This is a genomic window from Leeuwenhoekiella sp. LLG6367-2.1, from assembly GCF_045055775.1.
Lineage (GTDB): Bacteria > Bacteroidota > Bacteroidia > Flavobacteriales > Flavobacteriaceae > Leeuwenhoekiella > Leeuwenhoekiella aequorea.
Window position 1 is genome coordinate 3,139,124 of record NZ_CP159331.1, and the last position, 21,825, is coordinate 3,160,948.

Below are 21,825 nucleotides of genomic sequence, written 5' to 3' on the forward strand. Positions count from 1 at the left end.
TTATTTGCTTATTATTCTTCAGAATCAGAAGATGATTCATCCATCGAATGATATACATTCTGTACATCTTCATCTTCTTCAATTTTTTCTAGGAGCTTCTCAACATCCTCTGCTTCTTCAGGAGTTAGTTGTTTTGTGACTTGAGGAATACGCTCAAACCCACTTGATAAAATCTCGTGGCCGGCCTCTTCTAGGTAACTTTGAATAGCACCAAAACTTTCAAAAGGACCATAAATTAAAATTCCATCTTCATCTTCAAATACTTCTTCTGCACCAAAATCGATTAATTCTAATTCTAATTCTTCAGGATCTAATCCTTCTGCTGGTATTCTAAAGTTACACGTATGATCAAACATAAACTCTACAGAACCTGAAGTACCTAAATTCCCATTACATTTATTAAAATAGGATCTTATATTTGCTACTGTTCGATTGTTATTATCTGTTGCAGTTTCTATTAGAATAGCGATACCGTGAGGCGCATATCCTTCAAATAGCACTTCTTTAAAATCACCTAAACTTTTGTCACTTGCACGTTTAATAGCGCGTTCAACATTGTCTTTAGGCATATTTACGCTTTTCGCGTTCTGTATAACTGCTCTTAGACGTGAGTTAGAATCAGGATCAGGACCACCTTCTTTAACCGCCATTACAATGTCTTTGCCTATACGTGTAAAAGCTTTAGACATCGCGCTCCAGCGCTTCATTTTTCGTGCCTTCCTAAACTCAAATGCTCTTCCCATAATTTGATTTTTAACGGGGGTAAATTTAACAAAATTCAGTATTAAGAATGCGTTATTTCAACAGAAATATACATTCCCTTAAACTTGAATTAATAAAATTTTACCCGCCTATAATATCTTCAATTGTATGAGCTAATTTAAAGTCCTTTTCAGTAATTCCGCCAGCGTCATGTGTAGATAGACTTATGTTTAAAGTGTTGTAAACATTTGTCCAGTCTGGATGATGTTGTTGTAATTCTGCCTCAAATGCTATACGTGTCATCGTTGCAAATGCCTCTTTAAAATTCTCAAATTCTAAAGAAGTATGTATGGCATCATCTTTATACTCCCAACCATTTAAATTTTCAAGATTTTTTTCTATTGTAGTTTCATCTAGTTTTTTCATAATATAAATTTTAAATATAATATAGCTAAGGCTTTTACAATGATAAAGCGCTTAACCGAAGATTAACGTTTACAAGATTACCATTTTAATTAGTGATATCCTGTACCTTTACAAAAACAGATTTTTATGACAAATATTGAAATACGAGAACTTCAACCACAAGCTATTTGGCGCAATTTCGCTAATCTAAATGAGGTGCCGAGACCATCAAAAGATGAAGCACGGGTTATCGCATTTATGAAAGCATTTGGCGAAGGACTAGGTCTGGAAACTTTTGTAGATGAAGTGGGTAATGTTATTGTTAGAAAACCTGCGACTCCTGGTCTCGAAGATAGAAAAGCGGTAGTACTGCAATCCCATCTAGATATGGTACATCAAAAGAATAATGCAACTGATTTTGATTTTGATTCAGAAGGAATCAAGATGAAAATTGAGGGCGATTGGGTTAAGGCTGAAGGAACAACTCTGGGTGCCGATAATGGGTTAGGGGTGGCTACAATAATGGCTATACTAGAAAGTACTGATTTACCTCATCCTGCAATTGAAGCTCTTTTCACAATAGATGAAGAAACTGGAATGACAGGTGCAATGGGTCTGAAGGGCGGTATTCTCAAGGGAGATATATTGCTCAATCTTGATACTGAAGAAGATGATGAGATAGGAGTAGGATGTGCTGGTGGTGTTGATATAACTGCAACCCGTTCTTATAGTCTTGAGGAAGTAGAAGAGGGTAAAACTGGATACCAACTTATCGTGAATGGTTTACAAGGAGGTCATTCGGGAATGGAAATCATAAAAGGTTTAGGTAACGCTAATAAATTTATGAATCGGTTGTTACTTGATGGTTTTGAAAATTATGGTCTTCGTATCGAAGAAATATCTGGCGGTGGATTACGCAATGCTATTCCGAGAGAGAGTGTATCTAAATTTTGTATAGATACTATACATGAAGAGGCTTTTAAGGCTGATATAGAGGAATTTTCTGCTGTTCTTAAAGAAGAATATAAAACGCTTGAGCCTAATTTAAAAATTACCCTTGAAAAAATAGATTTGCCAGAGCGAGTGATGAATTTAGGTGTTCAAGAGGGATTTCTAAAAGCAATACAAGCTGCCTGGAATGGAGTATATCGAATGAGTCCGGATATTGAGAATCTGGTTGAAACATCAAATAACGTAGCTCGGGTATCTGTTAAAGAGGGTAATCTTGAGGTACTATGCCTCACTAGATCTTCGGTTGAATCATCACGAACCGATCTTGCTAACACCCTGCGAAGTGTTTTTGAATTAATAGGCTGTGATGTGGTATTGTCTGGAGAATACCCGGGATGGAAACCCAATATGGAAAGTCCTATTTTACAAGTGCTCGTTGATAAATACAAACAAATTAATAATACAGATCCGCATGTAGCAGCATGTCACGCAGGTCTTGAATGTGGAATTCTAGGTCAAAATTACCCAGATATGGATATGATATCGTTCGGACCAACAATACGTGGAGCACATTCTCCAGATGAGCGTGTAAGTATTACTTCGGTACAAAAATTCTGGAAATATGTTCAGGAGATACTAAAAGATATACCTGTGAAATAGGTGTAGATCTTATATGAAAAAAAAAGGAGATGCGCTAGCATCTCCTTTTTTTAATAAATTACAAATTGCTAATTAGCCTTGAGTTTGGCTCTTAATCATTATTTGCTGAAATTTTTGTTGTAACGCTTTATCTTTTTGAAGCGCAAGTGCTACCTCTTTGTATTTATCCATAGTTAACCCGTGATCTTCGATAATAGCCATCATCTTAGATTCAAACTCAGGTTGCATACTTTCTAACGCTGTCACCACTGCCTTATGCTTTTCTAATTCTTCACTTGAAGCATCTACAGTAGCTTCTGGATTCATTTTAGATTTTTGAATCTCATTAAAGCGTTCAAGTTTAAGTCCCTGATCTTGAATAATACCCATTAGTTGTTGTTGAGCAACTTTATTCTCTTCTTGAACATCTACAAAAGCACCGGCAAATTTAGTTAGCTCGGCAGTTGTAATATTTGTTTGTGTTTGCGTTGTGGTCTGTGTTGGAGCTACTTGAGCATTAGCTGTCATAGTTACACCACCTATCAATGCACCTGTAAGTGCTAAAGCAATTATATCTTTCTTAAATGTAATCATTATGGTTTCTTTTTTTAATGAAGTTTAATGTTAAGAAAGAAACGTACCATAATAATTATTTTAAGAAACAAACTAAGATATTTTAGAAGAGCTTAACACCGTATTCATTCAATGTTAATATTATCCCTATAGAAATACTAAAATCAACCAATTAATTTGATTCTCGATCATCGATAAGTTCGACTTCAAATACAAGATTAGTTCTGGGTTTTATTATTCTATATCCACGCTCTCCATAACCTAAATGATAAGGAATAAATAAAGTTGCTTTGTCGCCGTAATTTAATTGTTGAATACCTTCCTTAAACCCTGCTATCATTTGCGCTTCGGGACCATATGGAATTTCAATAGGAGTATACATAGTCTCTTTAGGCCTGGTTTGCATATTCCACTCATTTGCACGTTCTTGAATATTGCTGTCAAATAACTCACCGTCAGAAAAATAACCTGCATAATTCACCTTCACAAGTTGTGAACGCTTTGGTTTATCATCAGAGCCTTTTTCCGTAATTAGAATAGCTAAACCACTTTCAAGAGTATCTGCTTGCTTTCGTTGCTCTTCAAAAGCTAATTTTTTGTATTCCTTAATCTTTTCTTTTGCTGCAAGCGCCTCTTCTTTTTCTTTAGCCTTTTTTTCAATTTCTTCGGTAAAAACTTCAGGAGCTTCAAAGTGTCTGGCTTCTGTACCTTTTCTAATAATTTTTAGAGACTGAATAGTAACTTTTGATTTTGGCTTGCCAGAACGAGCATCTGCCATTTCGGTTTCAGTAATTTTCTTTAAAACATCAAATCCTGAAATTAATTTTCCGAAGACGGTATGGCAGCCTATTTGTGGATTTTCACAATTTTTCAATTTGTCATCTGTGTCATAACCGTCAAGATGTGGAGTAGGGGCATCTGTTATAAAAAACTGACTACCATTTGTACCATAACCAGAATTAGCCATAGAAAGAACACCAATAGTATCGTGTTTTAATAGAGGGCTAAATTCGTCGTGAAATTTGTAACCTGGCCCGCCGCTACCATTTCCGCTAGGATCTCCACCTTGTATCATAAACCCCTTTATAATTCTATGAAATGTCAAATTATCATAAAAAGGTTTTCCTTTATAAATCGAGTCAGCCAGCGGATTATTACCTTCAGCAAGAGAAACAAAATTTGCTACAGTAGCCGGTGCTTCTTTATAAAATAAAGTAATAAGCATGGTACCTTTATTAGTCACTACTTCAGCATAAAGGCCATTATCCAGATCTGGGTATTTATCATCAGAACAGGATACAAATGCTAATAAAATCATGAATGCAAAAAAGAATGCTTTTTTCATAATTAGTTTTCAGTATTATTTCTTTGAACTTGGGTTAAATAAACTTTTGTCTGAATTGGCAGGTTAGAGCCAATAATATCTTCAAAACCATAATATCCAAATGCTTTATGAGACGGAAAAAGAAAGGTTACCACTTCACCCTCCTGCATTAATTTTAGACCGTCTTTAAGACCTGATATTAAGTCTTGATTGCTTTGCTCAATCTGGTAGGTTTGTTCTCCTAATTCTTCTTTAGAAACTATAGGCTCACCATCGAGCGAATTTATTTCATAACTAAATGTCACCAGATCGCCGGTACGAGGTTTAATTAAGTCTAATGTGTCTTTAATATTATAGTAATACCAGAACCCTTTATCTGAAGTGAAGTATTCATTTTCCGGATGATTTTCCATAATGCGTTTTATAGCATCTTCCTGAGCCTTATTCATTTTTTTATTTCGTTCTATGGAAAGGTCAACATAGGAACCAGAGGATTGACTGACGGGTCTTCGTGCTTCTGGGGTTTTACAAGCAGCAACTAAGACAAAGAGTACAACGAGCAAATTATATTTATTCATTAAGTGCATCTTTATATTGAGGTAATATACTAATAAAATAAGCAACGGTATCTTCAAGGGAGAGGTCGCTTTTGCCGCCTGCGGCATTTGTATGACCGCCTCCGTGAAAATGAGAGCGTGACATCTCATTTACCGAAAAGTCACCTTTAGAACGTAAAGAAATCTTAATTATTCCTTCTTGTTTATTTTCTATAAATATGAGTGCTATTTTGATATTGTCTAACGATAGGCCATAATTTACAAATCCTTCTGTATCGCCTTTTTGATAAGAATGTTCATCAAGTTCGTCTTGAGATAGAGTTATAAATGCGGCTCTATATTCTGGAAGTACTTTTAAATTTGTGAGAGCAGTCCCCAAAAGCTGCATTCTGGAGAAGCTATTTGCATCATAAATTTGCTCGTGTATAAATGCATTATCAGCTCCTTTTTCTATAAGGCTGGCAATAACCGTATGCGTAAGAGACGATGTAGATCTAAATCTAAAAGAACCTGTGTCTGTCATTATACCGGTATATAGGCACGTAGCTATATCAGCATCTATGAGGTCTTTATCACCCAGCATTTCTATTGTATGATAAACCATTTGGCAAGTTGCGCATATAGTAACATCACTATAAGTAACAACGGCATAATCATCTGGCTGCTGGTGATGGTCAATCATCACAAATTGGGCGGATGATTTTTCTAAGATCACCGACATGTCTCCTACACGAGAAAGTGAATTAAAATCAAGAGTAAATATTAAATCAGCTTCCTTGATAAGTCTTAGGGCTTGTTGATTTTGAAGATCATATTTAATTACAGAATCTTCAAATGGAAGCCACTTTAAAAATTTTGGATAATCATTAGGACTTACGACTGTTGCTCTGTGACCTTTTTTATTTAAATACTGTAAAAGACCTAAAGTAGATCCCATTGCATCGCCATCGGGATTTTTATGAGGTACAATTACTATATTTTTTGGAGTAGATAATAAATCTTGAAGTAGTAGTAATTCTGATTTTTTCATAGAAGGCGAATATACGATTTCATGATATAGGGTTAATATGGGAAAATGTAATTTTGATTGTTTAAACTACAATAGAATGATATCAAAATTTCAAAACTCCTTATTTGTCGCATTTTTTTTACTTTTTTCAATTTGTTCATTAACTGCTCAGGAAAATGATACCAATTCAAAATTTACAATTGCATTCGGTTCTTGCAATCGGGTAGATTTACCTAATCCGTTCTGGGAGGATATTGCCTCTAAAGATCCGGATGTTTTTATATGGGGAGGAGATGTTATTTATGCAGATACCGATAATATGAAGAAGATGGAAGCGATGTATTCTAAACAAAAAAATAACGATGCCTATAAGTCTTTTGCTGCCCAAACTGAAATTTTAGGAACTTGGGATGATCACGACTACGGTATAAATGATGGTGGAGCAGAATATAGTAAAAAGCAATCGAGCCAAAAGCTATTTCTAGATTTTCTAAATGTCCCTGAAGATTCAGAAATTAGAAATAAAGAAGGCGTATATATGGCTAAAGATTATCAGCTGGGTGATAAGTTGATTAAGATTATAGTTCTAGATACCCGTTATTTTAGAACAGAATTGACAGATGATAGAAAATCTGGTAAGCGTTATGTACCTAATGCGAATGGAGAAGGAACCGTTTTAGGAGCAGAGCAATGGCAATGGCTTACTGAACAACTAAATCAACAATCAGACTATTGTATTGTCATGAGTAGTATTCAGTTTTTGAGTGCAGAGCACGGTTTTGAAACGTGGGGAAATTTTCCTGCGGAAGTGACGCGATTTGAAAATCTTTTAAAAAGCGGAAATGCATCCAATGTTATCCTGCTAAGTGGCGATCGTCATATTTCAGAATTCTCAAAGAAAGAGATTTCAGGATTAGAATATCCATTAATTGATTTTACTTCAAGCGGTTTAACACACTCATATACCTCGTATAAGGGAGAGCCAAATAAATATAGAATAGGCGAAGTTACAAGTGACCGTAGTTATGGTTTATTAACGCTAGATCTTGAAAACAATTTAGTTAATTTCAAAATTATGGGTGTTAATGATCAGATTTTAAACGAGTTAAATCAAGAATATTAATTGTAAGTACGCAAATGGCTAATTCTAATTAAAAGAATTACTTTTGCAGCGATTTTAAAAACAAAAATTCGGTCTTTAAATTTTTAAGGAGGTCGATACAAAACAAAACAAAATGGCAACAAACAGAACGTTTACCATGATTAAGCCAGACGGTGTTGAAAATGGACACATTGGCGCAATATTAGAAAAAATTTCAGCTTCAGGTTTTCGCATTGTAGCGCTTAAAATGACTCAAATGACTACTGCTGATGCAGAGGCTTTTTATGCTGTTCATAATGAGCGTCCGTTTTTTGGTGAACTTGTAGAATTTATGACAAGAGGTCCTATCGTTGCAGCAATTTTAGAAAAAGATAATGCTGTTGAAGACTTTAGAACACTTATAGGTGCTACTAATCCTGCTGATGCTGCAGAAGGTACTATAAGAAAATTATATGCTACTTCTATGGGAGAAAATGCTGTTCACGGTAGTGATAGCGATGAAAATGCAGCTATTGAAAGTGCATTTCATTTTTCAGGAAGAGAGCAATTCTAATTGTTAGAACTTGCAAAAAAATAGCGGCTTTTAGCCGCTATTTTTTTTGCTTTATTTTTATCTAAGAACAATAGTTTTAATTACTTCTTTACCTAGTTCTTCATTAAGATTACGTACGATTTTCTCTTTACCATAACCCAATTCTTCCCGTAAAACCGAAGAACTCAACTGGACAAATAATTTATCTTTATCAAGTTTTATTTGAGTAGTATATTTAGTAATAGCAGGCCCCATAATATCTCTCCAGGCATCTGCAACATTCACTTTATCAATACCGGTTTGTAATTTATTTTTTTCTACAAATGATCCTAGCACATCACGGAGTGATTTAGGATCTGCATCTCTTTTTGCCATTAGTTTGTAATATCTATTTTTTCAAATTTATGATACGTGTAAATCAATCCACGCTCATTTTTAAGTTGTAATTCTTCACCATCAGCTTTCAAAACGGTCTCTGTCCAAGAATCAAATGGCGTTTTATATTGTAAATACAAGGAATCATTTTTAATTAGAATGGTAATAGTTTCCTTTGAATTTGTGGTAACAAAAGTACCATCAATACGAGGTAAAACCTTAGTTCTAAATCCTAAACTATCTTCAATTTCAATATAATCTACCTGCTCGCTAAACTTAAAATCTGTTTTTTTTCCGTTGGGATTTTCGACTTGCTTGATTTCCCAATATCCATTTAAATCTTTAAGCTGTTCCTGCGGATTATTTTCGGCGCAGCCATACAAGACAACTAATAGAAAAGGTATAATGATTTTTTTCAAAGTTTAAATAATTTATAGGTTTGATGAATTTCTTTAATTATAGCTTCAGTTCGATCTGCGTGGGTGTCACTTATAAACAGCTGACCAAAGTTATCATCATTTACCAGATCTATGATTTGTGTCACGCGATTTTCGTCTAATTTATCAAAAATATCGTCTAATAATAAGAGAGGGGTAGTATTACTTTGAGATTTTATAAAATCAAATTGAGCTAACTTTAAAGCTATAAGATAAGATTTTTGCTGTCCTTGACTGCCAAATTTTTTTATAGGATGTCCTTCAATTTTAAAACTTAAATCATCTCTATGTGTGCCCACACTTGTATAGTTTAAGGCTCTATCTTTAGATAGGTTTTCTTCAAGAAGTTTATCAAGCGTAGTGTCGTGTAGCTGACTTTTATATTTGAGTTTAACTGTTTCTTTTGCGCCACTTATAGATTCATATCGAGCTTTAAAAACGGGTGTAAATGCATCAACAAATGCGTTGCGTTTTTCAAAAAGAATTTGCCCTAAGCTATTCATTTGCTCATTATAAATACTTAATGTTTCTTTATTAAACGTATGATTTGCATTAAAGTACTTAAGCAGGGCATTACGCTGGGCAACAGTTTTATTGTATTTAATAAGTGTGTCTAAATATTGGTGATCACTCTGTGCAATTACGCCATCCATAAATTTACGACGCGTCTCGCTACCTTCAATGATTAGATCTCTGTCTGCCGGTGATATTATGACCAGTGGTAAAAAACCTATATGATCAGAAAAGCGTTCATAAACTTTTCCATTTCGTTTAATCACTTTTTTCTGGCCACGCTTTGCACTTATTATCACTTTTTCTTCCCGGTCTTGTTTCTCATAACTCCCATCGATGACAAAAAAATCTGCATCGTGATTGATGTTTTGAACGGTTATGGGATTAAAGTAACTTTTACCAAATGATAAATGATAAATTGCGTCAAGGACATTAGTTTTCCCTACACCATTATTACCTACAAAACAGTTAATTTTTTTATCAAGTATAAATGATGCAGTTTCAAAATTTTTATAGTTAATAAGCGAAAGTGCTTTTAGAATCATAGAGTTAAAACGGATTTTAATACATTAAAACACTCAAAAACAAGTAGTTGAATTAATGTGTTTTCATATGCAAATTATTGAAAAATAACAAAACAATAGTCTGTTAATATTGAATAAAAATTTTATTTTTGCGCCCAACAAAAGTTTAAGAATGGCCACATATCAAAAAAGGGGTTACAAACCTAAGACCAAAGAAGAAGTAGAGGAAGTTGTGCAAGAAGAAAGCACAACAGCTGAAGTATTCTCATCGTTAGATGAGGGAGCATCTCGTACCGAAGCCTGGGTTGAAAAAAATCAAAAACCTATTTTTATAGGTATTGCAATAGTTGTTATTGCTGTATTAGGTTATTTAGGTTATAAGAAGTTTATACAAGAGCCTAAAGAGTTAGAAGCCTCTAATGAAATGTATCAGGCGCAAACTTATTTTAATGAGGCTGTTGCAGGGAACGTTGCAAAAGATTCTCTTTTTAATCTTTCTCTTAATGGAGGTGAAGGTAAATATGGTTTCTTAGATATTATAGATAACTATTCTGGTACAAAAGCTGGGAATCTTGCGCATTACTATGCAGGTATGGCATATTTAAATACTAATAAATATCAAGAAGCTATAGATGAATTAGAAGATTTTGATAGTGATGATATGATGTTAGGTCCTTTAGCTAAAGGTTCTATAGGTGATGCATTTATGCAATTAGATCAGCCAGAAGAAGCTCTTTCATTTTATGTTAAAGCTGCTGAAGCAAAGGCGAATGACTTTACAACTCCACGTTTTCTATTAAAAGCCGCTACTGTAGCAATTTCTTTAGGGAAAAATGATGATGCGGTAAAGTATTTGACAAGAATTCAAGAAGATTATAGTGCATCTGCTGCAGCTCAAGAAGTTCCACTTTATTTAGGAATGGCAAAAGCAGAATAAAAAAATAAAATATATGGCAACAACAGACTTGTCTGTTTATGATAAATCTTCAATCCCAAACGCGAAAAATTTTCGGTTTGGGATTGTTGTTTCAGAATGGAATCATGATATAACACAAGGTCTTTTTCAAGGTGCATTTGACACTTTTATTGACTGTGGTGTTCTTAAAGAAAATATCGTTCGTTGGGATGTTCCTGGTAGTTTTGAACTTATCTATGGTTGTAAAAAAATGCAACAAAGCTATGATATGCTTGATGCTGTTATAGCTGTAGGTAGTGTTATTCAAGGGCAGACAAAACATTTTGACTTTGTTTGTGAGGGAGTAACTCAAGGAATCAAGGATCTTAATGTGCAAAGTGATATCCCGGTTATATTCTGTGTGCTTACCGATAATACCATGCAACAAGCTATAGATCGTAGTGGAGGACAGCACGGTAACAAAGGAGTAGAAGCCGCAGTCGCTGCTATTAAGATGGCTCAATTGCGCAAGGATGCTAAATTCTAGCACCCTGTAATTTCTAAATTTTCAGTTTTTAGCATTTAGCGATTCAATAGGTATAGCTTGAGGTTTTTTGATTGACCTAAAGTAACTTGTTGTGGAATGCTTTTTGATCTAATTAGCCTGTGGCTTATTGCTGCCTTTACTTCATTTATTGTAAATTTGAATTTTAGAAATTATGGGAATTTTAAAAGCACGTAAGAATAAGAAATATGGTTATAGCCCTCGATATTACGAGGGTAGTTCAACACCGTTTAAGCTCGAATCAAAATTTGACAAATACCGTAAAGCAACTTTAGAGACAAAAGGTCTAAAAGGAAAATTCACTACTGCTTGGGATGACTTTAGGTATAATAATGACAAAAGAGCTAATAGAACTACGCTGTTTATTTTAGCACTTTTAGTTTTGTTGTTTCTCTTTATTATAGATTTTGATCTAAGCATCTTTACCCAATTTTAATCTATGTCTGATATTATAGAGCTTTTACCAGATCACGTGGCCAATCAAATTGCTGCGGGCGAGGTTGTTCAACGACCTGCATCTGTAGTTAAAGAGCTTTTAGAAAATGCTATTGACGCTGGTGCTTCTCAGATCAAGTTATTAGTAAAGGACGCAGGTAGAACGCTTGTTCAGGTGATCGACGATGGTAAGGGGATGAGCACTACAGATGCTCGGCTTAGTTTTGAACGCCATGCTACATCAAAAATAAAATCTGCAGACGATCTTTTTGCGCTTTGTACAAAAGGTTTTAGGGGAGAAGCTCTTGCTTCAATCGCCGCAGTTGCTCACGTAGAGTTAAAAACCAAAACAGAAAATGAGGAAGTAGGTACTCGCATAGAAATTGAAGGTAGTACCATTAAAGAACAAGAGGTTTGTGCTACTATTAAAGGAACTTCTATAGCTGTAAAAAATTTATTTTATAATATTCCGGCTAGGCGTAATTTTCTAAAATCTGATAATGTTGAACTGCGTCATGTTATTGACGAATTTCAGCGTGTAGCATTAGCACACGAGGGTATTGGATTTGTTATGTACCATAATGATAACGAACTATTCAACCTTCAGCGGGCAAATAAAAGGCAGCGTATCGTTTCAATATTTGGCACAAAAACCAATGAGAAATTGGTTCCTGTTGTTGAAGAAACAGAAATCGTAGAAATTGATGGTTTTATTATAAAGCCCGAATTTTCAAAGAAAACAAAAGGAGAACAGTTCTTTTTTGTTAACGATCGATTTATAAAACATCCTTATTTAAATCATTCGGTTAATGCAGCTTTTGATGGTTTGTTACCAGATCGTTCAAGAGCTAGTTATTTTATCTATCTCAAAGTAGATCCTAAGACTATAGATATTAATATTCACCCTACTAAAACAGAGGTGAAATTTGAGGATGAGCATGCTATTTATAATTTACTGCGTGCTGCAGTAAAGCATAGTCTTGGTCAATTTAATATTGCTCCAATTTTAGACTTTAACAGAGAGTCTAATATGGATACACCGTATTCTTATAAGGATAAAGCGGTAGAAGTACCACGCGTAGAGGTAGATCGTAATTTTAATCCTTTTGAAACTGTTACCAGCAATGGCAGATCTTCCCATGTTGCTAACTATGAAAAGAAAAGTAGTGCTGGTTGGGAAACTATGTATGAGGGACTTGACAGACGTACTACAGAGTCATCTTTTAGCTCTTTGCAAATTGAAGATGAGCCAGAAGGAGAATCTCTTTTTGTAGAACATGAAAGCAAAGGCTTTACTGAAAACAAACAGACAGACAGAGATGCAGCCAATACGTATCAAATTCACAATAAGTACGTAGTAAGTGCCATTAAAAGTGGTATGCTTGTAATAGACCAAAACAGAGCACATCAACGGGTACTGTATGAAGAATTTCTTCGGAATATTACTGTTAAGGAATCTGTAAGTCAGCAACTGCTGTTTCCGCTTAGATTAGATTATTCTAGTTCTGAATTAGCACTTTTTAGTTCCTTAAAAGAATCACTTGAAAACACTGGTTTTGTGCTTGACTTTCCTGAAGATGGTATTTTAGAAGTTTCTGGTATACCTGCTAGTATTCAAGAAAGTGAAGTATCTATTGTACTGGAGCAGTTATTAAGTGATGTTGAGCAAGAAGTGCCTAATGCCGGATTTAGTCAGACAGATGTTCTTGCAAAAAGTATGGCCAAAAGTATGGCTGTAAAAACTGGAGAAAAATTGGATGATTTGTCGCGGGAGCACTTAGTAAATAAGTTATTTGCTTGTACCGAACCTACTTTGTCCCCATTTTATAAAAAAACATTTATTACACTTACAGTCGATGAACTCGATCGTAAATTTAACGCATAATTAAAAACGTTTTATTACGTTTCTAAATTCCAAATCTTATTAGATGGGCAAAATCACCGAAACTGTAAAGGTTCTCTTAATTATAAACGTAATCTTTTTCTTAGGGACAAAATTTTTGTTTCCTCAGGCTTTAGATCTTTTTGCATTGTGGTTTCCTGCAAATTCAAATTTTGAATATTGGCAGCCGCTTACGCATATGTTTATGCACGATCAAAGCAGTATTTTTCATATACTTTTTAACATGTATGCGCTGTATGCTTTTGGTGGACCGGTAGAGCAGATGTTAGGGAAAAATAAATTTATTTTCTTTTACTTTTCAGCTGGTTTGGGAGCGGCATTGATTCATACCTTAGTAGGATATTATCATTATCAGGTAGGCTATACGGCACTTATTGATGCTGGTATTAGTCCGGCAGACATTTCTCAAATATTAGAAAAAGCGTTTACGAGTATTCAACAGACGGGACAATACTCGTATCCAGATATTGGTGAAGCAGATAAAATTAGAGGAATGATTGAAGCTTTTTCAACCTCAGCGGTAGGAGCGTCAGGAGCCATTTATGGAGTTCTTGTAGCCTTTGGGATGTTGTTTCCTAATGCAGAGCTTTTCTTAATATTTTTGCCTATTCCTATCAAAGCAAAGTTTTTTATTCCGGTTTTAATTCTAATCGATTTATTTTCTGGTGTAACCGGCTTTTCTCTTTTCGGTCAGAATATTGCCAATTTCGCTCACATTGGTGGGGCCTTGTTTGGGTTCATAATGATGTGGTATTGGAAAAAGAACAGTTTTAATGATAAACGCTGGTATTAGCTATGTCTGGAACAAATTTGAGTTACCAATTTAAAACGGCTTCTATTGTCGTAAAACTTATCGTGGTTAATGTATTAATCTGGATAGGTTTTATGCTTCTTGAATGGATTTTAAATTCAGGAAATATTATAACACAATGGTTGAGTCTTCCTACAGATTTAGGAAGATTAGTAATTCAGCCGTGGTCACTGCTTACTTATGCATTTCTTCACGGAGGATTCTGGCATATTTTCTGGAATATGTTAATCCTGTATTGGTTTGGTCAGATAGTTTTAAATCTTTTTACTGAAAAACGTTTCCTAACTATATACCTCTTAGGTGCATTAGCCGGTGGTGTCTTTTTTGTGGTTTCTTATAATTTATTTCCGGTTCTTATTGAATCAACAGCTTATTTAGTAGGTGCAAGCGCAGCTGTGAGAGCTATTATGATCTTTATAGCCACATATACTCCTAATACCGAGGTACGCGTTATATTTTTCAATGTGAAGTTATGGCACATCGGTGTTTTTGTAATTCTTACAGATCTTATACAAATTCCTTCATCTGATAATGCAGGCGGATTACTAGCGCACGTGGGCGGGGCGATTTTTGGATTTGTATATGCACAACAACTTCAAAAAGGAAATGATATCGGTATCTGGTGGGAGCGTTTAGCAGATAAGGTAGTAGCTCTCTTAAAGCCTCGCCCTAGAAGTGAGAAAAAAGCTAAAATGAAAACCGTATACCGCAATAAACAAACAAGTAATTCAGTTAATAGATCTGGATCTAATTCTTTATCAAAGTCTGAAAAGCAAATACGTGTGGATACTATTTTAGATAAAATAAGCAAGAGTGGTTATGATAGCCTTTCAAAAGAGGATAAAGATTTTTTATTTAAAGCCGGAAAAGATAATTAATGAAGAATCTCGGACTCTGGAATAAGATTGCTTTTTTTTTAAACAGTCTTTTTGCAATAGCATTATTAATAGGTTACACGTTACCCTATTTTCCACCTAAGGTTTTTCCACCTATATCTGTACTTACTCTTATAATACCGGCGCTGTTAGCCACAAATGTCATATTTGTAATATACTGGCTACTGCTTTTTAAAAAACAGTTCTTGCTATCTGGTTTAATTTTAGTTTTATGGCTGTTTATAGGTACAACATTATATAATTTTAGCTCAGGAAATCCTGTTCAAAACGTTGAACAAGCATCAGAAGATTTGAGTATTTTCAGCTATAACGTTCACGTTTTTACAAGCGATAAATTTGATAAGGAGCAAATACGCGAGGGAGTTCTCGAATTGATAAACACAAATGCACCTGATATATTAACATTTCAGGAGTTTTCAAAGCACAATTCGCCTAATTTCAAGAACTATAAATATTACTATTTAGGTAATGAGACAGTTGCGCGTAATTTTGGACAGGCAATTTACTCTAAGTATCCTATTATTAACCAGGGCTCTCTAGATTTTAAAGCGACATTTAACAATGGTATTTTTGTTGATATCGTTAAGGCTCAGGATACCATTCGTATTTACAATATGCATATGCAAACGCTTACGCTTACTCCAGAGCTTAATGCACTTGAAAAAGAAGATACTAAATCTCTTGTAGGTAGATTGGGAAGAGCTTTTAAAAAGCAACAAGAACAAACCAATATATTTTTAGAACATCAGAAAAATAGCCCTTATAAAACTATAGTTGCCGGGGATTTTAATAATACTGCCTTTTCTTATACCTATAATAAAATTCGAGGTTCCCGAAGAGATGCTTTTGAAGAAAAGGGGAGTGGATTTGGACGAACATTTATATTTGACATAATTCCATTACGCATCGATTTTATTCTACCCGATGAAAGTTACGACGTTAAGGCCTTTGAGAATTTTGATGTGGGCTACTCAGATCATTTTCCTATAATGGCTATTATTACTATGAAGTAGTCGCTACAGTTTCAAATCTACGTTCTGTAGGTAAGTAATTGCTTCAGGACCGTGATTAAACAGTAAATCTAAAACAGAGAGATAGGGAATAAAACCGTTTTTTTCTTCAAACACCTGTCTATAGGGTTCAATTTCCGTTTTATTTTTCCTTTTGCCATCTGCAAAATGGCGTAGGTCTATTTTATCTGCGTAATTCTCTTGATAACTGGAGGTGTAACTTATTGTAAGATCTATATCTAATAGCTCTTGAAGGCATTTGATCGTATCTATATTAAATTCGAGAAGAGAATTGTATTCTTTATGAAAAAGAGGATAAATATCATCTTCATAAAATTCAAAAAAAGGAGATGTTCTGTAGGCAATTACGAGTGATCTCCAGTGTTGTCGTTGCCACAAAAAACTATTTTCAATATAAGTATCCTCTATTTTTTTTCGCTCTTTCTTTTTTGAATGTAATACAGGTATATTAAGAAGTAACCTGCCGTTTGAAGTAGCAATGTACATCCTAGTCCTGTAACTTTGTTTTTGATAATTTTCTGAAACTTCAAGCATGATAGTGTCTGCTTGTACCATTGCAGCAAATGATAGTATGTCTGGAAAATAGGTAGGGCTTATAATTATATTCATATTCTTATAAATCGACAAAGATACTTTAATTAGCATTTTATAACATTGGGTAATACCATAGATTTTTTTATAAGAAAAATCTTACTTAGTAAATTAAGCGTATTTATTACATCTCTTTATTTAAGCCTATTTCAGCTAAATAAATCGTTTATTATTGATATTTAAGAACTTAACTTTAGCATTTAATCGATTATTTATGTAATATTGTCCTGTCAAAAACCCCTTGTCATAACGTGAAAATCAATTATCTACCCCTTTGTGTATGCATTTGTCTGCTTGTAGGTAACATTTTTACTGTGTTTTCCAACGTTGATTCTCCTTCAGAAAGCCTTTATCCAATTTTTCAAGAAAACTCTTTACAACAAGATCTTGATGCTATTTATAAATATCGAGACGAAAAGAAATATGATGTTGCCATTGAACGTTTATCTGATTTAATTATAGAATCAAAACGCTTAAATGAATATGATTATACCTTTCATGGCTATAATATGCTTAGTGTAATATATCATGAAATCAATGATACCATACCATCCTTAGCATATGCAAAATCTGCTTTAGAATTTGCAAAGCTATCTAAAAATGATACATTGATCTCGTGGGGGTATAACAATCTTGCTGCCAGCCTTTCTACAAATCCTAATACCAGAAAACAAGCTTTAGAGTATTATAAAAATTCTTTAGAAATTCAACAAGAATTGAATAGCGGAGTTTTCTTAGATGCGGCTCTTAATATAGCCGAATTATACGGTAAAGAAGAGAATTTTGTAATGATGTATCCGTATCTTAAAAAAGCGACGGAAAGTTATGATCACTCATTTAATTATCACAATGATCCGTTAATTTATTTAAATATAAGTTGGGGCGATTATTACAAAGCGTTAGATATAAAAGCTAAAGCACTAGAATATTATGCAGAGGCTTTTGAACTCATTGAGCGTGATAATATGACTCCGCTTGCATTAGAGTTTTATGAGCGTTACGCTGCATATTTAAATGAAAATAATTATAGTGATAAAGCTTTTAATGTTCAGCAGCAGTATTTAAAGCATTATAAAATACGGGAAAAAACATTAGAGAAAGAAACTGTAAAATTAGCTCTTGCACGTGCGGAAACAGAAGAATTAAGGCGCCAGCGTAATGAAGCTGAAATGCAACAACAGTTACTGGATCAAGATTTAAGGCGCAAAAAGATTCAATTTATTTTGCTAGGCTCTATCTTGGCTTTATTAAGTCTTTTTCTTGCTTATTTATTTTATAGTGAAAAACTGAGATTGGGTTTAATTAATAATCTTAAGAGAAACAATAAGAATTTATTAAAAGCAAAAAATCTGGCTGAAAAAAGTGAACGAGCAAAATCAAAATTCTTCTCTACTTTAAGTCACGAGATGCGCACACCACTTTATGGAGTAACCGGTATTATCTCTTTACTTGAAAAAAGATCAGAATTTGAAGCTTTTAAAGAAGAAATAGGTTCTTTAAAGTTTAGTGCCGATCATTTATTAGATATCATTAATGATTTACTGGATTTATCAAAACTAGAAGATGAGTCTTTTAGCTTGATAAATAAGAGATTTAATATTCAGTTATTAGCTGAAGATCTGGTTTCCAGCTTTGATCAAAATAGCCTAAAGAGCTCTGAGTGCGAACTAGTTTGCGAGATTGATTCTTCGGTTCCCGAGTTTGTAATAGGAGATGCGCGTCGCGTTTCTCAAGTGTTACTAAATATTTTAGGGAATGCTATTAAATTTACTCCTAAGGGTAAAATTGTTCTTAGAATGCGAGGAGAAGAGTTAGAGGAAAATAAATTTAAAATCTATTTTGAGGTTCAGGATGATGGAATAGGAATTCCAAGAGAACTTCAGGAAAGTATTTTTGATGAGTTCAGTCAGTTGGAAGAATTACAAAAGACAGAATCCGGATCTGAATCTAAAGGTACTGGTTTGGGACTGCCTATTGTAAAGAAATTATTACAGAAGATGGATTCTAAAATCACCTTAAAAAGTAGTGTAGGAAAAGGATCTACCTTTTTATTTGATATTGACTTTGAAAAAGATTTAAACCCTACTACTCAACAAGAACGTACGACTAAACCTAATTCTTTGGGTATTTCTAACCTTAAAGGTTTACGTTGTCTTATAGTAGATGATAATAAGATTAACAGGCTGGTTACAAAACGAGTTCTAGAAAATCTTGGCGTCATTACTTTTGAGGCTCAGAATGGAGAAGAAGCCTTAGAACGCGCCAAAAAACATTATTTTGATTTTATTTTAATGGATATTAATATGCCAGGAATGAATGGCTATGAGACTACCCAAGCCATTAGAATATTTGATAAATTAATACCTATTATAGCTCTTACCGCTGCTGAAGCTACCTTTATCAAAAAAGCAGCACAGCACAGTGGTATGAATGATATTGTCACAAAACCATACAATGTAGACGATCTGTCTTCAGTAATTTCAAAACACGTGCAAATACGTAATTTGATAACGAGCTGTTAATCTCTTTTAATTTGCTTTTGAATTTTGTCGATGGCTTGTTGAATTGATTTTTCAGGTTCTATGACGTTATAAGCTCCCCAAAACTCAGGATCGGCAAATCCGGAGACTTCATCAGCTAAAACAGCATTTTGCTTAAACTTTGATTTTCTATCTATACCATCAGACATTAATTCGGTTTCCCAATCTGTAATAAGCATTTCACTGCTAATTCTATATTTACTATTAAATAGTTTGCGTTTCCAGTTTACTACAAACTCAAGCTGAACGTTGCTATAACTATAATACCACTTACCGTCTTTATTGCGATAATCTATACGATAACTTATTTCGGTAGGATAAACTTTTACGCGATTCGGTTTTTTCTTAACGAATAAAGCAGCAGCTGCATTACGATCTTCTACATTTAAATTATAAATAGCATTTGTTAAAGCATTAGATTGAGCGTCAATAAATAATTTTCCGTAGTATAATGGTTCGTTGATCGTACTCTTTTGCTTAAAGTTCACTACATAAACCATCGAACCATCATTAATTAAAGGTTCTCCAAACGAAAAGTCATAATTAGAAAGGGATTGGGGTGTAATAAAATATTTAGGATATTTTACCAGATCGGCATACAAGGCATTTAGGGGACCACCTTGTAACTTTATCGCAACTGTATCTAGACGGTCATAATTTGTGCTTTTACGAGCTTTATATATAGAAATTAAATCTGTTTCATAACTGGCATAAGGTTTTTTCTGTATGGTTACTACAGCCTCTGCCAAAGAAGCACTTCGATTACGTTTATTAATGGTTTCTCTATAAAATGCGGTCATAAAATTATCCTGATCAGCATAATTTTTATCAATGTTATCAAACACTTGCTGAACTAAATAAAGCGCATTTTTAGGTCTGGAAATATTTATTTCATCAAGTTCGTATGTTTGGGGGGAGAGACTAATTACAGAATTCTCATCGCTTAAATCAGCCATTATAATTATCAATTTCTGATAACCAGGGTATGTAAATGTGACCTTTGCATTAGGTAACGCTTCATCAATTTTTAAAGAAAAATTGCCTTCAGAGTTTGTTACTGTAGCAATATTTGTTCCTTCTACTACAAGGTTTACAAATGGCAGTGGATTGTTAGAGCCTTTTGAAATTACGAGTCCTTTGTACTCTATAAATTTATCAGATTCTTGAGATTTGACAGAACTTGTAAAAAATACTAATAACGCCGTACATAAAAACAAAAGCGAATTAAATTGAACGTTGATATTAAAATAATTCTTTTTCATATGTAGATTTTATAATAAATCTACGATTTTTTTGAAGATTTAGCAATTTGGGATTCAAGTATCACGAGAATTGGCACGATTACTGTTTACTCCCTATTAACTATATTTGTTTTTTAAATATGGCAATACAATTTATTTGATAACGTTAAGAATTAAGAGGATTGAAATTGAATACTATGTATATCAAACGGCTATATGACCACAAATTACTATTTGTGATTTGTATATTTTTTATGCCTTTTACAGTCTTATCTCAAATTGATAACCGGTCAGGATCTTTTAAAATTCCGGCAACTGAAAATCCTAAAGGTACACCTACGCCAGTTCCAGATCCGACTTCAGATTTACCAGAATCTAAAAAATCTATAGGCGGTTTGCAATTAGATGCAAATGGTAAATTAATGGAACGTCCAGTACTTAGAGCCCCGGAAACACCTACCTTTTATATGCTTAAGCACGAAAAATATGCAGATGCCGGACAGCGATATACAGAAATGATGAATCAGCGTGAAGCTAATCGGGATTCTGATAAATCTGAAAAACCCGCACATCAATCAGATCAAGATTTAGGTACATTTAAAAATGGAGGGCAGCAGGTTAAAATTGTTTGTAGAGATTATGCTTATGTAGATGGCGATCGGGTTGCTGTATTAGTCAATGATGAAATTGTGGTACCAAGTATATGGTTGACTGAAGCCTATACCAGCTTTTATCTTCCATTAAAAAAAGGATTTAATAAGATATCGTTTAAGGCTTTAAACCAAGGTTCTAGTGGACCTAATACTGCAGCTTTTGTAGTTTATGATGATACTGGGAACGTAATTAGTTCTAATGAATGGAACTTATTAACTGGCGTAAAGGCTAATATTATGATAGTTAAAGAAAATTAAGCATAAAAAAAGCCATCAATTGATGGCTTTTTCTGTGCGGTAAAATTTTTATAATTCACCGTTCTGCTCATCGAGATTATTGTTACGTGGTCCTCCTTGACTGTATAATTTATTTTCTTCGTCTTTAAGACCCGTAGTTTGTTCATTGGTTTTTTCACCTGTAGGTACATCCAGATCTTTCCCTGTAAAATCTACATCCTTTTGGCGATCCCTAAGCTGTTCATCTGCGCCACCATCCTTATGAATATTTTTCTGGTTTAATATGTCTAAATCTTCCTTGGTTACGTCAGAATTGTAATCTGTATTTTTTTTGTTGTCTGTTTTCATAATTTACTTTTTTTGAATTTATTTAATTTCAGAAAC

The 21,825-nt window shown here is 34.0% G+C and carries 24 protein-coding genes; 12 read left to right on the plus strand and 12 right to left on the minus strand.

Annotation, left to right across the window (positions count from 1 at the left end; translation table 11 throughout):
• Nucleotides 1–11: 11 nt before the first annotated feature.
• Together ABVM53_RS13955 and ABVM53_RS13960 are read right to left on the minus strand one after the other, a co-directional pair.
• Nucleotides 12–743, minus strand: coding sequence for a YebC/PmpR family DNA-binding transcriptional regulator (locus ABVM53_RS13955; RefSeq protein WP_405327205.1), 732 nt, complete (start codon nucleotides 741–743; stop codon nucleotides 12–14).
• A 100-nt stretch (nucleotides 744–843) separates the two neighbouring features.
• Nucleotides 844–1,128: a 4a-hydroxytetrahydrobiopterin dehydratase gene (locus ABVM53_RS13960; protein ID WP_371456465.1), complete on the minus strand. Its 285-nt coding sequence runs from the start codon at nucleotides 1,126–1,128 to the stop codon at nucleotides 844–846.
• 126 nt (nucleotides 1,129–1,254) lie between these two features.
• Here ABVM53_RS13960 and ABVM53_RS13965 point away from each other — a divergent pair, with 126 nt between their 5' ends.
• Nucleotides 1,255–2,718, plus strand: a complete 1,464-nt coding sequence (locus tag ABVM53_RS13965; RefSeq protein WP_405327208.1) for an aminoacyl-histidine dipeptidase — start codon at nucleotides 1,255–1,257, stop codon at nucleotides 2,716–2,718.
• Nucleotides 2,719–2,790: 72 nt separating this feature from the next.
• On the opposite strand, the gene ABVM53_RS13970 is transcribed toward ABVM53_RS13965, so the two are convergent.
• The 4 genes from ABVM53_RS13970 to ABVM53_RS13985 form a co-directional block, all read right to left on the minus strand.
• Entirely contained in the window at nucleotides 2,791–3,291 is a 501-nt protein-coding gene (locus tag ABVM53_RS13970; RefSeq protein WP_405327211.1) for a DUF4168 domain-containing protein, read from the minus strand.
• A gap of 151 nt (nucleotides 3,292–3,442) precedes the next feature.
• Nucleotides 3,443–4,615, minus strand: a complete 1,173-nt coding sequence (locus ABVM53_RS13975) for a peptidylprolyl isomerase (RefSeq protein WP_405327213.1) — start codon at nucleotides 4,613–4,615, stop codon at nucleotides 3,443–3,445.
• Nucleotides 4,616–4,617: 2 nt separating this feature from the next.
• The gene (gldI, locus tag ABVM53_RS13980; RefSeq protein WP_371456469.1) at nucleotides 4,618–5,172 is read right to left on the minus strand and encodes a gliding motility-associated peptidyl-prolyl isomerase GldI; all 555 of its coding nucleotides are present in this window, start codon (nucleotides 5,170–5,172) and stop codon (nucleotides 4,618–4,620) included.
• Entirely contained in the window at nucleotides 5,165–6,181 is a 1,017-nt protein-coding gene (locus ABVM53_RS13985) for a bifunctional oligoribonuclease/PAP phosphatase NrnA (protein WP_405327216.1), read from the minus strand. The genes gldI and ABVM53_RS13985 overlap by 8 nt, the downstream gene beginning before the upstream one ends.
• Nucleotides 6,182–6,257: 76 nt before the next feature.
• Between ABVM53_RS13985 and ABVM53_RS13990 the strand changes: the two genes are divergently transcribed.
• The gene (locus ABVM53_RS13990; RefSeq protein ID WP_405327219.1) at nucleotides 6,258–7,283 is read left to right on the plus strand and encodes an alkaline phosphatase D family protein; all 1,026 of its coding nucleotides are present in this window, start codon (nucleotides 6,258–6,260) and stop codon (nucleotides 7,281–7,283) included.
• Between the two features lie 112 nt (nucleotides 7,284–7,395).
• Complete coding sequence (locus ABVM53_RS13995; protein ID WP_128757049.1) at nucleotides 7,396–7,815, plus strand: nucleoside-diphosphate kinase; 420 nt, start codon at nucleotides 7,396–7,398, stop codon at nucleotides 7,813–7,815.
• 57 nt (nucleotides 7,816–7,872) lie between these two features.
• Here ABVM53_RS13995 and ABVM53_RS14000 read toward each other — a convergent pair whose 3' ends face one another.
• The 3 genes from ABVM53_RS14000 to recF are packed head-to-tail and all read right to left on the minus strand — an operon-like array spanning nucleotide 7,873 to nucleotide 9,664.
• Entirely contained in the window at nucleotides 7,873–8,169 is a 297-nt protein-coding gene (locus tag ABVM53_RS14000) for a DUF721 domain-containing protein (RefSeq protein ID WP_405327223.1), read from the minus strand.
• Nucleotides 8,169–8,588, minus strand: a complete 420-nt coding sequence (locus ABVM53_RS14005) for a lipocalin family protein (protein ID WP_405327226.1) — start codon at nucleotides 8,586–8,588, stop codon at nucleotides 8,169–8,171. The genes ABVM53_RS14000 and ABVM53_RS14005 overlap by 1 nt, the downstream gene beginning before the upstream one ends.
• Complete coding sequence (gene recF, locus ABVM53_RS14010) at nucleotides 8,585–9,664, minus strand: DNA replication/repair protein RecF (protein WP_405327229.1); 1,080 nt, start codon at nucleotides 9,662–9,664, stop codon at nucleotides 8,585–8,587. The genes ABVM53_RS14005 and recF overlap by 4 nt, the downstream gene beginning before the upstream one ends.
• Nucleotides 9,665–9,815: 151 nt before the next feature.
• On the opposite strand from recF, the gene ABVM53_RS14015 reads away from it, so the two are divergent.
• The 7 genes from ABVM53_RS14015 (at nucleotide 9,816) to ABVM53_RS14045 (ending at nucleotide 16,161) form a co-directional block, all read left to right on the plus strand.
• Nucleotides 9,816–10,580: a tetratricopeptide repeat protein gene (locus tag ABVM53_RS14015; protein ID WP_405327232.1), complete on the plus strand. Its 765-nt coding sequence runs from the start codon at nucleotides 9,816–9,818 to the stop codon at nucleotides 10,578–10,580.
• Between the two features lie 13 nt (nucleotides 10,581–10,593).
• On the plus strand, nucleotides 10,594–11,085 hold the full coding sequence (gene ribH / locus ABVM53_RS14020) for a 6,7-dimethyl-8-ribityllumazine synthase (protein WP_371456476.1): 492 nt from the start codon (nucleotides 10,594–10,596) through the stop codon (nucleotides 11,083–11,085).
• Between the two features lie 172 nt (nucleotides 11,086–11,257).
• On the plus strand, nucleotides 11,258–11,539 hold the full coding sequence (locus ABVM53_RS14025) for a riboflavin synthase subunit beta (RefSeq protein WP_371456477.1): 282 nt from the start codon (nucleotides 11,258–11,260) through the stop codon (nucleotides 11,537–11,539).
• A gap of 3 nt (nucleotides 11,540–11,542) precedes the next feature.
• Nucleotides 11,543–13,423 (plus strand): DNA mismatch repair endonuclease MutL, encoded by a 1,881-nt coding sequence (mutL, locus tag ABVM53_RS14030; RefSeq protein WP_405327237.1) that lies wholly within the window; start codon nucleotides 11,543–11,545, stop codon nucleotides 13,421–13,423.
• A gap of 43 nt (nucleotides 13,424–13,466) precedes the next feature.
• Nucleotides 13,467–14,234: a rhomboid family intramembrane serine protease gene (locus ABVM53_RS14035; protein ID WP_405327240.1), complete on the plus strand. Its 768-nt coding sequence runs from the start codon at nucleotides 13,467–13,469 to the stop codon at nucleotides 14,232–14,234.
• A gap of 2 nt (nucleotides 14,235–14,236) precedes the next feature.
• On the plus strand, nucleotides 14,237–15,130 hold the full coding sequence (locus ABVM53_RS14040; protein ID WP_405327243.1) for a rhomboid family intramembrane serine protease: 894 nt from the start codon (nucleotides 14,237–14,239) through the stop codon (nucleotides 15,128–15,130).
• Complete coding sequence (locus ABVM53_RS14045; protein WP_405327246.1) at nucleotides 15,130–16,161, plus strand: endonuclease/exonuclease/phosphatase family protein; 1,032 nt, start codon at nucleotides 15,130–15,132, stop codon at nucleotides 16,159–16,161. The genes ABVM53_RS14040 and ABVM53_RS14045 overlap by 1 nt, the downstream gene beginning before the upstream one ends.
• A gap of 3 nt (nucleotides 16,162–16,164) precedes the next feature.
• Here ABVM53_RS14045 and ABVM53_RS14050 read toward each other — a convergent pair whose 3' ends face one another.
• Nucleotides 16,165–16,788 (minus strand): WbqC family protein, encoded by a 624-nt coding sequence (locus tag ABVM53_RS14050; protein ID WP_405327249.1) that lies wholly within the window; start codon nucleotides 16,786–16,788, stop codon nucleotides 16,165–16,167.
• 296 nt (nucleotides 16,789–17,084) lie between these two features.
• Here ABVM53_RS14050 and ABVM53_RS14055 point away from each other — a divergent pair, with 296 nt between their 5' ends.
• Nucleotides 17,085–19,292: a response regulator gene (locus ABVM53_RS14055; protein WP_405327252.1), complete on the plus strand. Its 2,208-nt coding sequence runs from the start codon at nucleotides 17,085–17,087 to the stop codon at nucleotides 19,290–19,292.
• Here ABVM53_RS14055 and ABVM53_RS14060 read toward each other — a convergent pair.
• Nucleotides 19,289–20,572, minus strand: coding sequence for a carboxypeptidase-like regulatory domain-containing protein (locus ABVM53_RS14060; protein ID WP_405327260.1), 1,284 nt, complete (start codon nucleotides 20,570–20,572; stop codon nucleotides 19,289–19,291). The genes ABVM53_RS14055 and ABVM53_RS14060 overlap by 4 nt on opposite strands.
• A 176-nt stretch (nucleotides 20,573–20,748) precedes the next feature.
• Between ABVM53_RS14060 and ABVM53_RS14065 the strand changes: the two genes are divergently transcribed.
• Complete coding sequence (locus ABVM53_RS14065) at nucleotides 20,749–21,462, plus strand: hypothetical protein (protein WP_405327267.1); 714 nt, start codon at nucleotides 20,749–20,751, stop codon at nucleotides 21,460–21,462.
• A 48-nt stretch (nucleotides 21,463–21,510) separates the two neighbouring features.
• On the opposite strand, the gene ABVM53_RS14070 is transcribed toward ABVM53_RS14065, so the two are convergent.
• The gene (locus ABVM53_RS14070; RefSeq protein WP_405327270.1) at nucleotides 21,511–21,789 is read right to left on the minus strand and encodes a hypothetical protein; all 279 of its coding nucleotides are present in this window, start codon (nucleotides 21,787–21,789) and stop codon (nucleotides 21,511–21,513) included.
• Between the last annotated feature and the right edge of the window lie 36 nt (nucleotides 21,790–21,825).